Annotated in this window: 14 protein-coding genes; 7 read left to right on the plus strand and 7 right to left on the minus strand. The window is 35.8% G+C overall.

Annotated features, from left to right (window positions below):
* The first annotated feature begins 210 nt into the window (after nucleotides 1-210).
* Nucleotides 211-444, plus strand: a complete 234-nt coding sequence (locus tag QZ138_RS09545) for an alpha/beta fold hydrolase (protein ID WP_292888811.1) — start codon at nucleotides 211-213, stop codon at nucleotides 442-444.
* A 5-nt stretch (nucleotides 445-449) separates the two neighbouring features.
* Here the strand turns inward: QZ138_RS09545 and QZ138_RS09550 are convergent, their stop codons facing one another.
* Genes QZ138_RS09550 through QZ138_RS09560 form a run of 3 tightly spaced genes read right to left on the minus strand, consistent with a single transcriptional unit; the run spans nucleotide 450 to nucleotide 2,882 of the window.
* A complete protein-coding gene (locus tag QZ138_RS09550; protein ID WP_292888812.1) occupies nucleotides 450-629 on the minus strand; it encodes a heavy-metal-associated domain-containing protein in 180 nt (59 codons plus the stop codon).
* Between the two features lie 54 nt (nucleotides 630-683).
* Nucleotides 684-2,549 (minus strand): cation-translocating P-type ATPase, encoded by a 1,866-nt coding sequence (locus QZ138_RS09555; protein ID WP_292888813.1) that lies wholly within the window; start codon nucleotides 2,547-2,549, stop codon nucleotides 684-686.
* Nucleotides 2,550-2,609: 60 nt separating this feature from the next.
* On the minus strand, nucleotides 2,610-2,882 hold the full coding sequence (locus tag QZ138_RS09560) for a metal-sensing transcriptional repressor (protein ID WP_292888814.1): 273 nt from the start codon (nucleotides 2,880-2,882) through the stop codon (nucleotides 2,610-2,612).
* 114 nt (nucleotides 2,883-2,996) lie between these two features.
* Between QZ138_RS09560 and QZ138_RS09565 the strand changes: the two genes are divergently transcribed.
* Nucleotides 2,997-3,293, plus strand: coding sequence for an STAS domain-containing protein (locus tag QZ138_RS09565; RefSeq protein WP_292603937.1), 297 nt, complete (start codon nucleotides 2,997-2,999; stop codon nucleotides 3,291-3,293).
* Nucleotides 3,294-3,414: 121 nt separating this feature from the next.
* Here QZ138_RS09565 and QZ138_RS09570 read toward each other — a convergent pair whose 3' ends face one another.
* Nucleotides 3,415-4,506: a DNA topoisomerase IV subunit A gene (locus QZ138_RS09570; protein WP_292888815.1), complete on the minus strand. Its 1,092-nt coding sequence runs from the start codon at nucleotides 4,504-4,506 to the stop codon at nucleotides 3,415-3,417.
* 9 nt (nucleotides 4,507-4,515) lie between these two features.
* Nucleotides 4,516-6,207 (minus strand): DNA topoisomerase VI subunit B, encoded by a 1,692-nt coding sequence (top6B, locus tag QZ138_RS09575; RefSeq protein WP_292888823.1) that lies wholly within the window; start codon nucleotides 6,205-6,207, stop codon nucleotides 4,516-4,518.
* 432 nt (nucleotides 6,208-6,639) lie between these two features.
* On the opposite strand from top6B, the gene QZ138_RS09580 reads away from it, so the two are divergent.
* Nucleotides 6,640-7,374, plus strand: a complete 735-nt coding sequence (locus tag QZ138_RS09580; protein WP_292888816.1) for a hypothetical protein — start codon at nucleotides 6,640-6,642, stop codon at nucleotides 7,372-7,374.
* The gene (locus tag QZ138_RS09585) at nucleotides 7,367-7,585 is read left to right on the plus strand and encodes a hypothetical protein (protein WP_292888817.1); all 219 of its coding nucleotides are present in this window, start codon (nucleotides 7,367-7,369) and stop codon (nucleotides 7,583-7,585) included. The genes QZ138_RS09580 and QZ138_RS09585 overlap by 8 nt, the downstream gene beginning before the upstream one ends.
* 16 nt (nucleotides 7,586-7,601) lie before the next feature.
* Here the strand turns inward: QZ138_RS09585 and QZ138_RS09590 are convergent, their stop codons facing one another.
* Nucleotides 7,602-8,219, minus strand: a complete 618-nt coding sequence (locus tag QZ138_RS09590; RefSeq protein ID WP_292888818.1) for a KH domain-containing protein — start codon at nucleotides 8,217-8,219, stop codon at nucleotides 7,602-7,604.
* A 219-nt stretch (nucleotides 8,220-8,438) separates the two neighbouring features.
* Between QZ138_RS09590 and QZ138_RS09595 the strand changes: the two genes are divergently transcribed.
* Nucleotides 8,439-11,645, plus strand: a complete 3,207-nt coding sequence (locus tag QZ138_RS09595) for an Ig-like domain-containing protein (protein ID WP_292888819.1) — start codon at nucleotides 8,439-8,441, stop codon at nucleotides 11,643-11,645.
* A gap of 43 nt (nucleotides 11,646-11,688) precedes the next feature.
* Here the strand turns inward: QZ138_RS09595 and QZ138_RS09600 are convergent, their stop codons facing one another.
* Entirely contained in the window at nucleotides 11,689-12,411 is a 723-nt protein-coding gene (locus tag QZ138_RS09600; protein ID WP_292888820.1) for a hypothetical protein, read from the minus strand.
* A 180-nt stretch (nucleotides 12,412-12,591) separates the two neighbouring features.
* On the opposite strand from QZ138_RS09600, the gene QZ138_RS09605 reads away from it, so the two are divergent.
* A complete protein-coding gene (locus tag QZ138_RS09605) occupies nucleotides 12,592-13,362 on the plus strand; it encodes a TMEM175 family protein (RefSeq protein ID WP_292888821.1) in 771 nt (256 codons plus the stop codon).
* Between the two features lie 99 nt (nucleotides 13,363-13,461).
* Nucleotides 13,462-13,663 (plus strand): hypothetical protein (locus QZ138_RS09610; protein WP_292888822.1); only part of this gene is annotated, 202 nt, incomplete at its 3' end.

Raw genomic sequence — 13,663 nt, forward strand, 5'->3', positions numbered from 1 at the left:
TTGATAGGGACACAAACGCAGCAATTAATATTCTAAACCGCTGGTTCAACGGGGATAGCCTGAAAAAATACTTAAATTAACCATTATTAAGTGAAAAAATTCAGGAATCCCCATCCTCTATAGGATGGGGTGGTTCAATGAGCAGAATAAAGCGGAAATTGAAATGTTAAATGATATGGCTTCAAAATCTGCCAATGTTCGGCATATATCATGGCAATTGATGCCTGCCTGAATTTTGACATTGGGGATGAATTGTCCAATATTGATGTTCCGACATTGATTCTTGCAGGAAAATACGATGAAATAACTTCATTGAAATCACAAAAAGAGCTTCAGGGCAAAATTAGAAATTCCAGATTGTTTGTCTTTGATGATGTAAGGCACAATCTTTTGATTGGCGAAAACAATGAAATATTGAATATTTTAAAAAAAGAATTTAAGTAGAATGATTATTCTACTTTAAAGCCCGCTTCTTCAACGGCTTCGTTAATGTCTGCATCACTTACGTCGTCAGACATTGTAATTGTTGTAATTCCTGAATCTAAATCTGCTTTTGCATCTTCGATTCCGTCAACGTCTTTTAAGCATAATTCTACAGCATTTACACATGATGGGCAGTGCATGCCCACTACTTTAATTTCTTTTTCAGCCATGATAAATCACCTAATTGTCGATAGTTAATATTATACTTTTGATTTATTTAAATGTTTAGTCATGCCTAACTTTCCAGGCTGTCTGCAGTCTCTTCTTGAAAGCTTGTATCTGACAAGTGTTGATGAGTATATGATCACGATAACGGACCCTATATTGTGAATCAGTGCTCCTTCGATTGGATTTAGGATTCCTAAAATCGCCAATGCCATTGCAGTGATATTCAGGGCCAATGCAAATCCTATTCCCATATTGATAATTCTTATTGTTTTTCTGGCTATTCCGATTAGGTGGGGAATGTCTTCAATATTGTCATTGACCAATGTTATATCTGCAGCCTCAATGCTGACGTCACTTCCGATATCTCCCATTACTATTCCAACATTGGCCTTTTTGAGGGAAGGGGCATCATTTATGCCGTCTCCAATCATTGCCACCCTGTGTTTGAGAGTCTGTTCTCTTTTGATATATTCTAATTTGTCTTCTGGCAGACAGTTGGATATGACGTTTCTGACTTTAACCTGCTTTGCGATATGCTGTGCTGTTTTTTCATTGTCTCCCGTAAGCAATGTTGTTTTGACTTTCAATCCTTTTAATTGGGTTATTGTTCTTTTTGAATTTTTGCGCACTGTGTCTGCAAGTTCTATGCTTCCAAGTATTTCACCGTCCTTTGCAACAAATATTTGAATTTCTCCATTTTGAGGTTCCCTATCTGATTTCAAATCAATGTTTTCTGATTTTAGGAGCTTTTTATTTCCGGCTAGTACTTTTGATCCGTTTATTGTTCCGCTGATGCCTTTGCCGATGTGCATCTTAAAGTCGCTAACATCTGCTATTTCATTATTATTGCAATATTTGACGATTGATTTTGCCAGGGGATGTTCTGATTTTGATTCGAGTGATGCAAGCAAATGCATCATTTCCTTTGGATTGTCGGATATTATCCTAATGACTTCTGGGGTGCCGTTTGTCAATGTTCCTGTCTTGTCGAATACAAGTTCGTCAATTTTTGCCAGCTCTTCAAGAGATTCTCCGTCCTTTACAAGAATTCCATGCTGGGTAAGGTTTCCGATGGCTGCCATTATTGCTGTTGGTGTCGCCAGAACCAGTGCGCATGGGCAGAATACGACAAGGATTGTAACGGATCGGGTTATCTCGAATGTGACCAGATATGTCAATACAGCTAATGTGAATGCTATTACGACTATCATTGTTGCCCATTTGTCTGCGGTTCTAACGATTCTGGAGTTTTCAGGTTCGGATGATTCAACCAATCTGATTAATTTTTGAAATGAGCTTTCTTGGCTGATTTTTGTTGTTTTCATGATAAATGATCCGTAAAGATTTAGAGTTCCGCTAAATACTTCATCATTTTCTTTCTTATCAACAGGCAAGGATTCCCCGGTTAATGTGGATTGGTTGATTGAGGTTTCACCTTTAACGATAACTCCGTCAGTCGGGATGCTTTCACCGGGCAATACTTTTAGCATGTCTCCAATTTGCACTTTTTCAACAGATATCCTTTCCTCAATTCCATTTTCAATTCTTGTTGCGACTTGTGGAGTCATTTTTACAAGCTCTTCAATTCTTCCCTGTGTCTTTGATACGGTATATTCTTCCAGAAATCCACCAATTGCCATGATTGTTGCGATTTCACCTGCCGCAAATACTTCTCCAATCATGAGTGATGCGATAATTGCAAGTGAGACCAGCAAGTCTGCTTTAATGTCAAATTCTTTAATCAATCCTTCCCCACATTCCCTGAAAATCGGCAGTCCGCATAAGATTACTGCAATCCAGGATATGTAATCTATGGACAGAATAAAACTTGTAATCAGACTTATTGCTGAAATTGTAATAAGCACAATGTCTATTTTTTCTTCTTTTGTAAACTTCATTTTAATCGACTCCAATTGTATAGGTATACCCCATAGGGTATAAGGTCACTTTAAAAAAAATTAAAGTCTGGAGTAGTATTCCATAATTGTTGAAATGTCACTTATTGCTTCGTCTGCATCTTCCTCTTTAATGGCCTGCTTCACGCAATGTTCAAGATGTCCTTCAACAATAATGTGTCCAACCTTATGCAATGCTGATTTTGATGCATTAACCTGCATTAATATTTGTTCACATGGAATGTCCTCATCAATAATTCGGTCAATTGCATTGATCTGGCCGATGATTTTTTTGAGTCTTCTGTGTAGATTTTCACTATCCATACATTCTTTCATAGTATCACATCCTATACCTGTGGGGGTATATGTTAAAGTTAGTATATAAATATTTCGGAAAAAGATATATGCTTGAATTTCAAATAGTTATATGAAAGACAATTTGGTGGTATGATGAATCTTACAAAAAATTATGACGGTAAAGAATTGACTATTATAGCTGAAGGTAAAATTGATACAGTAACTGCTCCTGATTTTGAAAATGAAATTGCCGATGAAATGGGCAATTTTAATTCTTTAATCGTTGATTTCACTGATTTGGAATATATTTCAAGTGCAGGCTTAAGGGTTTTGGTCGGAACTGAAAAAAAACTAAAACCTGAAGGCATTCCATTTGTCATCAAGGTCAATGATGCTATAAATGAGATTCTGGTAATGTCAGGATTCGATAAAATTTTAAATTTGGAATAGAAAACTTTTAGCTGAAGAATTTTTCTTTAGCTTATATAATTTCTTTATTATTCTTATAAGAATAATTCGCTAATTTTTTAAATTCTTCTAAAAAAATAAAAAAAGAAGGAAAATTTCAAGACTATGCTTGATTTTCCATTTCCTCAAATTTAGCTGGGAAATATTCGTCTACAACGTATTCTAACCCATACTTTGAGAAAGATTGCTGTTCTGCTTTTTTACCAATTTTAAGCATCTTTTTAATTTCTGTTTGCCAGAAATCATCTTTATACCTTGGGTCTTTGGAAAGCTCTTTTAGCCTTAAAACGTCAACATCTTTTAGCTTATCTGTTGGCAGATCATAATTGATGATGTCTGATGCTGTTACTCCAATGAATTTAGCGTCAGGAGTTGCAAGGTCCTTGTTAACGTGAGCTAATTTTGCACTTCCGGAAATAATTACCTGTGCAATGTGGAATCCCCAAGGGTCTCCGTCGTTACAGATATAGACTGGTAAGTGAAGTTCTGTATTGACTCTTTTAAGGAATCTTCTTGTAGCACGTGCAGCCTGTCCTTTAAGCCCAACAATTAAGCAGTTGAATCTTTTATGCGCATTTTCCTGTACCAATCTGTGGAACATTCCCATTGTTTCCACTGCCAATACCTTATCGACATTATGGTCAAGGAAATCTACCTGGTCTATTGTAGGTGAGATGGTATAACCGGATTTTCCCATTTTTGCAGCATTGATTTCCACTTCATCATTGAGGGTTAGGTCTCCGTAAACGGATGCACCGTCCTCTTCAGGCATTAATCCTAAATCCTCACGGGTAGTACCTAGAGTCACTTCCAGGTCTTCTCCGACAATGTTTGATTCCTGCTGGTTTTTGAAACTTATTCCCCAACCTTCGGAAACATAGTACATTTCCCTTATGGTAGCGGTTTTTTCACGGGCAACCAAATCCTTACAGAAATTAGCAACATAAACCATTTGGCCCATTTTTCTGATTTGCTTTACGTTACCTAATGATCTTTTACCGTATCTGTCACCTAATACGTAGTATCTTTTAGCTTCATCATAAACAATGTTTCCAGTACCACGAGACGGAACTCTAACTGAAGGAACTTTATTTTTTTCAATGTCTTCAATAATTTCTTGACCTAATCCTTTAAGCTTATTGAATGTGTATTCCTTCCTTTCCTCTTTATGTGATTTTCCTCTTTTTTCAGCCATTTAAATCACCTAATCCTCAAAACCATCTTCAACATCATCTTCTTCGTAGCTGTCTAATGCGGATTGACCTTCTTCAACTGCATGGCCAAATTCGTCAACTTCTTCCATGATGATTGCGTCAAGTTCTTCTTCTTCCTCTTCCTCTTCAACTTTTTCACCAAGCAACTCTGCAAGAGCCCTTTTTGTTACTTTTGCAAGCACTTCATGGTATTCCGGAACTCCGGTTTCACCGAGCTTTGCGGCTTCTTCAATAATGACCGGAACATATTCTTCAAATACTTTTGAACGTTTTTCCTTTTCTTTGGCGGCTCTTTTGGCTCTTAAGTGTTTTTGCAGTTTACGTGCCAATTTCATGGTTGATTGTCTTATTTCATGAACTATTTCAGGCTCAGGTGATACACTTTGCTTACCTGTTGAAAGATATGGCACTTGAGTTGAGATAATGTTTACAAATAAAGTCAATGGAGTATTGTCCATGTCTTTTAAACCGTAACGTTTCCAGTCAATACTTTTTAAAGCTTCTGTAATTGCACAGCTTCCTGCGTCGAATGTCAATGGAACTCTGTTTGCAAATCTCATGATTTCAGATTTTCTTTTCTCGTTTACAACCCTTCCGGCATCTCCGCCATATGCAAGACCGGCTTCAATAATGAATGAAACACCACCCTGATATGTTACGGGTTTTCTTGTGATTGTTGTTACGAACTCCGGTTTAAGGATTTGTTTCATACCCTTTTCGATTTGCTCTGATCCGATTGGTATAAGTCCGTCGGTTGGCGGAGCCATGAATTTCATTTTCTTAAAGCAGTGGACGATAGCTTCTGCCTCTTGGAAAGTCATGTCTCTTGGACGTTTGTTCATGTCGATTCCAGTCATTTCGGCGATTTCATCAGCTCTTTTGTTTGACATTCTGGACATTGAAGAAGTTAACATACTTTTGTATCTTCTGCTGTCGGTATTTTGAGCCATGGTCATTAAATCGTCGGCACTCACACCTTTAGGGTGAGGCAACACTTCTTTTGGTTGTACAGGAACAACGTCTGCTGCCCTTTTAAAGATGTATTTGTGTCCGGATGGGTCCCTGAATGTGATTTTTGCATGAGGGTTTCCGATCATGGTTCTTCTGATGTATTCGAATGCACCTTGTTCTGCAAGGGAATATGAAACCTCTTTGAACTGTAATTCGATGCATACACCGGTTTGTTCGGCAGGATAATCTTCCCTTTCCATTAAAATTCCGCGGTTGTTTTTAACATCCATTTGGAATTTCATTTTTACGCCTTTAATTTCATCTCCATCTTTGTAGCATGAAATTACGCGAGCAGGCTTACCGGTAGTCATTTGTGATAAGAGTACACAACCACTACAACCTAAACCCTGTTGTCCTCTGGATTGTATGTTTCTGAATTTGGATCCTGCAAACATCATACAGTATACTTGCATTACGTATTCTTCAGGAATTCCGGGACCGTTATCTTTATGTCTTAGGATGTAATGTTCTTTGTCAACACGTTTTAATTCGATATCAATGTCAGGCAGGATTCCTGCTTCTTCACATGCATCAAAACTGTTTGTAATCAGTTCGTGAAATACAATAGTCAATGAACGGATTTTACCAGTAAATCCCAACATCTGCTTGTTTTTTCTAAAGAATTCAGATGGGGTCAATCTTTGAAAATCTTCTTCCCAATCTAATCCCATTTGTTGTTGAGCCAAAATTTTTCCTCCTTATTTTTTGTATGTTTAAATTTATTATAATGGTTATATTTAAATAAAGTGAGAGAGCATTTGAAAAGTAATATTCATACCCTACCCTATCTATCTTATCTAAATATGTGGTAAAATAATAATTTAAAAACAAGTAAAAAACATAGTATTTACATTGCACTATCTATATATGTCGGTTAAAGTATATAAAAGTTTTTAAGTACTGATATAATTTTTATAGGAAAGTATTATTTTAATTGATTTGGGCGTGTAATCTTTCTTTGATGGGTGAAATTTGATTTGATATCCATTTATAGTTCCATTAGCAAAAAAGTTGTCTGAGACTGTAAAATTGTTTTCACTTTGTAAAATTGCTTTGATTGCCAAGTAAACTTTTATATAGTTTTTGATTATAATGTACTAAGCATGATATCCATGATAAATTTCAAAAAAATAGTTCATTACCTTCATTTGGAGGAACTCTTTGATTCGATTAAAGAATTTCACAAGGACAATCGAGGAGGTTTTCTGATTCCTGCAACCGCAAAAATTATGGATCCTGAATATGAACGATATAGACACTTGCCAATTAATTGGTCAATTTCTCCACTGACTGAAGATGACTTGCCTGATGAATTTTCTCCACTGGCAGTTAAAACAGTGGACATCTTTAGGAGAAAAACTTTTAATTTACCTAACGAATGCATGCTTCTATTTGATTATATTACTGGGAATATAATCTCTTGTAATTTTTCTGATGATTTTGATAGGGATAAGGTTGAAACTGAAGTTTTTCCAGATGTATTAAAAAGTATGCATATTGCATCCATCCATAATCATCCGGATAATTATTGTTCTCCACCATCCGGTAAAAATTTTCAAATGTTGGGTTTTGATTTTGAAGAATTTGAATTAATATCTACACGAAACGAATTATGGATTTTAAAATCTAATGAGGTAATTTTTGATGATGAAGAAATTGAAGAAATTCGCATAAAAGCAAATTGTTATTTTGAAGCATGCTTTGAGATTTTAAACTGTGATTTTGAAAAAGGTTATCTGTTAATCAATAATCTTAATAAATGTTATGGGGATAAGTTATTAAGTTATATAAATAAAAAGTCAAATATCGTATTAACTAGGAGGTATTTAAATGGCTGAATCTAATATGGGTGATTCTGTTAAGGTAATAAGAGATGCCGGTTATAATAAAAAGAAATTGCTCTCTCCGGAATATAGAAAAAAAGTTCGTGAACGAGTTAAAGATCCAAATATTGTAACGGGGTATTATAAACTCAAAGAACTTTTTGCCGAAATTGGTATTGTAGTCAATCCTGAAAAATTGACAAATTGGTATGTGTATGAGGAATAATAGGAGCATTCAACTCCTAATAATCTTTCTCATCAAAGTCGATGCCGTCCCTGAACTCGATTTTATCATCATCAATTCCGACAAGGTCCTTGAATTCTCTCATTTTCAAATCTTCTTTTTTGTGTTCTAAGAATCCGTAAACTGATTTGTGCCTTGACCCGTTTAAAATCATTTCAATGGCTTCCTTTGCAACCATGATGTTGTCCATTTCACCGATGAGTGAAACTGTTTTTCCATATATTGCCATGTCTACTTCGGCCATTTCCATGATGATTTCACGTGTTTTGCCGTCTTTTCCGATAATCCTTCCCTTGTGTCTTGCAAGAGCCTTTTTGGATTTGCCGATATATAACGGCAAGCTGATTACTTCAAGATAAATGTCATCGCTGACAAGCTTAAGGGCAACCTCCGGGTTGAATCCACGGGCCACTGCTTTAACGATATGGTTTGCATTCCAGACTCCCAATGGGTCTTCCATATCATCTCTAGGGGTAATATATACTGTTCCTTCATCACTGTCAATGTCCAATATGGTTCCTGTTGCCTTTTCAATGGATTTTTTCACATTACCGTTGCTTCCGATTAATGCCCCCACTCTGTTTTGGGGTATTTTCAAATAATCTGTTTCTGGCATAATATCATCTTTTTTTGAATTAGAATTAATAATAATTATTTAATTTAAAATGTTTAAATGTTTTGATGAAATGGTTAGTCGAGTCGGCCAATTTAGTAAAATATATCTTATCTGTTTTAAATATTATTAGTTATTGTATGTTTTAAATTAATTTAAATTGGGGTTTTTATGATGAATAAGGAAAAAATTTTTATATTTTTGCTATTTTTGGTGAGCATTTTGATAATTTCACCAATCAGTGCAGAAAGCATTGAGGATATCGTCTCTCTTGATGACTCTTCAGTCAATGAAGACGTTCCTCTTTCAGAGGATGTGCAGGCATTGGATGAAAATGCTCAGGACAGCTTAAAGTCTGAAGTTCAGGATGATAATCTGTTGAGGGATGATTCGCAAAACGAAATCAGGGGAACATTCACTGACCTTCAGCAGCAGATTGATGACGCTGAAGGCGAATTGAATCTGTCTTATGATTTTGCATACTCAGAATCTATTGACGGGGATTACTTCCTTGATGGGGTTTATGTTGAAGATGCCATAACAATTAATGGAAACGGCCACAACATCAGCGGTAAGAATTTGGCAAGAATCTTCTTGTTTGATTTGTATGGTGCTGAAGCCACATTGAATAACATCACCTTGATTGGTGGGTCTTATGATGAGGGCGGTGCCGTTTATGTTGACAGGGATTCAACGCTTTACATCAATAATGTCAACTTTTTCGAAAACATTGCCGAATCTGGAGGAGCACTATATTCTGAAGGTAAAGTTTATATAACCAACTCAGTATTCGATAATAATTCTATTACCTTGCCGGTTTCGGAGGAGTTTGATGGCGGTGCAGCCATATGCAATTATGGTGAGTATCTGTCAATATCTAATTCAAACATAACAAATAATTTAGAGGATGTTGTTGATGAATCAAACTATTTGGCAGGAGCTGTTGCAACATACAGCAATACATATATTGAAAATTCCTATTTTGCAGATAATGGCGGGTCATTGGGAGGAGCAATCTTATCATATGGATATTTAAATTATGGAGACAATCTTTTAAAGATAATCAACACGATTTTTAAAGGAAATATTGCCGATTTCGGTGGTGCAATCTATGCCCTGTCATTCGATTTGGAAATTGACAACTGTACCTTTGAGGATAACAAAGCCAATGGAATTGATGATTTTCTGTTGGGAGGAGGAGCAATTGTGGTGTGTCCGGGCGATTTTGATGTGGACATTAAAGACTCTCTCTTTTCAAGAAATTCAGCTACCGGTAAGGGCGGTGCCATAGTCTTAAATGTCATTGATGAAGGCACAATTGATAACTGCACATTCAAAAGCAATTCCGCCGACGAAGGGGGAGCAGTATATATAAAGTCATCTGATCTGATAACAATATCCAATTCCAGATTTAATGCAAATAATGCATCAAACGGAAGCGCAATCATGAATGACGGGTATCTGGAGTTGTCCAACAATAACATCAGCACAGCCAATGCCGAAATATACAACGGACAGATAATCGATTCTTATCTTAAAGTAATCATATTGGGAAATCAAACCATTTCTGCAGAGGTAGGGGATGTCTTGACTCTGAATGCCACTTTTGTGGATGACAACGGCAATCTGATTTATGATCCGTATTTCAGATTCAGCATAAATGATGAGGATGTTGATGAAATTGATTGTGTCGATGGGGTATACCTTTACAACTATACCATAGAATCTCCAGGCGAAAGGGTTATCTCAACAGGATATGATTACAGTGAAGTGGAGAAGATGATAAGCATAGTAAATGTCCCTAAAATGGTTTTGACCAATTTCACAATTTCCTCAAAAAGGGAAAGGATTGTCGAGGGTGAAATATTAACACTTTTAATAAACTTGGATTATACCAATAACATTGCTGCAAAAGCCTCATTGAAGCTGTATGTGAACGATGATGAATACAATGTGTCCGTAAGTGGCAAAACCACATTATATGATATTGCTGGTTTGGCTCCGGGAAAATATTCCCTAAGGGGGATATTTGAAGACAATAACATGTTCAATGATGCGAATTCAAATGTCCTCAACATTACCGTTCTAATCGATGTAAGCGAAAACATAACTGCTCCTAAAAGGACAGAAAGTCTGGAACCTGTTTTCAGCATTGATTTGCCTGGTGATGCAACTGGAACATTTGCTGTAATCATCGACAAGGAAATGTATTCTGAAGGGTTGGATAATGGATCTGCAATTATCACTGCCCAAAAATTAAGTGAAGGAGATCATAATGTCACTGTCAGCTATTCCGGTGATGACAAGTATGCTCCTTATTTAAAGGATTATGTCCTTGCAGTTCTGGTTCATGTTAAAGATGAAAATCTGGTTGTTCCCGAAGCCACCATCAATCCAAGACCTGTCTTCAGCATCAATATGCCTGATGATGCAACAGGAACATTCACTGTAATCATCGACAATGAAATACATTCCGCACAGTTGGTAAACGGCAGTGCCAGCATCACTTCCCCAAGATTAAGTCTGGGCAAGCATAATGTCACTGTTGACTATTCCGGCGATTACAATTATGCGCATTATTTAAGAAATTACAATCTCACCATCATGATAGAGTCAAAATTGGATAATATTGTTGTTCCGAAGCTCACCAACAATCCGGAGCCTCTCTTCAGCATTGATTTGCCTGATGATGCAACAGGAACATTTATGGTGAATGTCAATGGAACAGAATACTCAACTCAGGTTGTCAACGGCAGTGCTGCAATAAAAGTCCCTAAATTGGGTGATGGCGAATACAGTATTGTACTGACCTATTCCGGTGACGGCAAGTACTCTTCAGCCAGCAAATCCTCAGTGATGACTGTAGTCAATCTGAAGCCGTTCCCTGAATTCAGTCAGAATAGGGATGCCGAAATTGTCTATTCAAACAGCTATTCATATAGGGTTCTTCTGACTTTTCACAGAAAACCTGCAGCGGGACAGACAGTTGACATCATATTCAACGGAATCAGCTACAAATGCATCACTGACAATAATGGTTATGCCACATTGAATGTTAATACTAAACTTCAAGCAGGGGAATATAGGATAACTGCAAGATACGACAATATTGAGGTTTCAAACACGATTAAGATCAATCACATGATTAAGGCAAGCATAAAAATGCTGAAATCCAAAAGCCTCAGGGTTGTTGTAACATTAAGCAATGTCAACGGCAAAATCATGAAGTCTAAAAAAGTGCTTTTAGTATTCAAAGGCAAAAAGTATGTCTCAAAAACCAATAAAAAGGGTGTTGCAAAATTCAAAATAAGTAAAAAGGTTTTCTTAAAGCTTAAGAAAGGCAAAACATACAAGTGTCAGGTGTCATATGATGGGGATAAGATAGTTAAAAAATTCAAAATCAAAAAAAAGAGATTAATTAATCTCTAATTTTTTTTATTTTTTTTCATGTTCCTTATTAAACCATCCATCTTCAATAAACCGGCAATTTATCAATGGTTCTAACCAAATCAATTGCGGTTTTTGTCTTATTCTTCTGGCTGTCTATTTGAGCTGTTTCAAATAAGACCACATTATGGTTCTTTTTGACAAGGGGTTTTGTCACCCATTTTGGTGAAGTCCCCGTTTTGACCTTAAGTACAGGATAGCTTAAATTTTCACCTATCTTTCCTGCATACTCCATTGTCACGCTTGATTTATTATCAATAACGCCAACGTATCTCTGGGTGTCCCAATAGGATTCCATCTCATGAGCGTCAACGATAATATAAGGGTTGTATTTCTCAATATCTGGAAGGACATATTCATGGGCTAACAGCTCTCCCATATGTCTATTGGTATCATAATCGCTTGTATTCATTCCGCTATCGTTGAAATTAAGTTTAATGAAATATACGATAAACTTTTTATTAAGGGAATGTTCCTTAGTAAATTTCATTATTGTTTCATTTGTGGCATTATGAATTCCGCTTTCAAGACTGTGTACGCCTAATATCATTATTGCAGTATCGCTGGATGATGCATTGCCACATGTTATTTTATAAACGGTTCCATTGGAGTTGTTTCCGATTATTGTGGTATACTCATCTAAACCTGAACCGTTTTGTAGAATGTCTTTTTGTAGTAAAGTGGTTATTCCTGCAAAAATAATTAATAATATCAGAATTGCAAATAAAATTTTAATTATTTTTTTCATTGTAATCATTTATATGTTTGGCATTGAATGCATATAAAAGCAATGTTGAATTTTGATGAGGATATATTCCACAAAAAATTATAATGCTTTTAAATTAGAATGAAGAATTTTTGACACATTTCCTATTTTTTTGAAGTTTCACAAAAAATTAAATAATATAAAAAACAGTATTTTATATTGATGGCTAAAAGTAGATTTTTAAACAGTTCAAATGACAGGCATGCTGCCGTTACTGATGGTGTTTTTGCAATCGCAATGACAATTCTTGTTTTGGAAATTGCGGTTCCTACAATCTATGATATCTCATCAGGGGTTGCTTTAAATGAATACTTCATCAATTATCTGTTGCCATCTGTTTTGATATATTTCATAAGTTTTTATCTTGTATACAATTTTTGGGAAAACACAGTTATCCTTTTTAGTTTTAGTAAGATAAGCTACGGCATATTGACATTGAATATGCTCACCATGGCGGCTGTTTGTCTGATACCGTTTGCAACAGGATTCTTTTTTAAGTTTTATACTTACACCAATGTAAACCTCTTCTTTTCATTATTGATATTGGCAATCAGTTTGCTGTACATACTGATGTTTTTATTACTGATAAAAAATAATTTTAAACGTTATTTCGACAGTAAGGAGGAATTAAAAACGGCCATGCACGATTCCTATACTGATGGAGCCGAATTGCCGAACTTGAAATTGTATCTTAGAGGCATTACATTAACATTATTCTATCTTTTGTTGGCTCCGGTAATTAGTTCATTGCTATCTCTTTTATTGGCATTCGTATCTCCAATAGCCAGCGTATTGTCTTTCTTATTGACTTTAATTCTGGTCTTTCTAATTCGTACTAGACGTTTTGCCAAGGACAATTTTGATGGAATAGATTTGACTGATGATGAAAAGGAATTTCTCGGAAATATTCGAAACAGCATCTACGGCGAATGAGGTATCTGAACTATTGCAATCGGTAAAAAACGCACTGGTGGAATATCTAAATTCAGGATTCACATATTATCTCTTAAAAGAAGATATTGGTAAAGATAAATGAACAGTCAAAATCAATGGAATTCAAGGATTGCTTTCCTTTTGTCGATGATAGGTGCTGCTGTTTGGGAAATATCTGGCGTTACAGTTATGGTTTATCTTAAAAATGCAAGAATACCACAACTTCTGCAAGTTGTGGATGAATTGCACTATTGGGTGTACTATCTTTTTTTAATTAATTTTATTGCGTTTATTTTTATTT

The sequence above is a fragment of the Methanobrevibacter sp. UBA212 genome (genome assembly GCF_905233225.1).
In the GTDB taxonomy this organism is placed as follows: Archaea; Methanobacteriota; Methanobacteria; order Methanobacteriales; family Methanobacteriaceae; genus Methanocatella.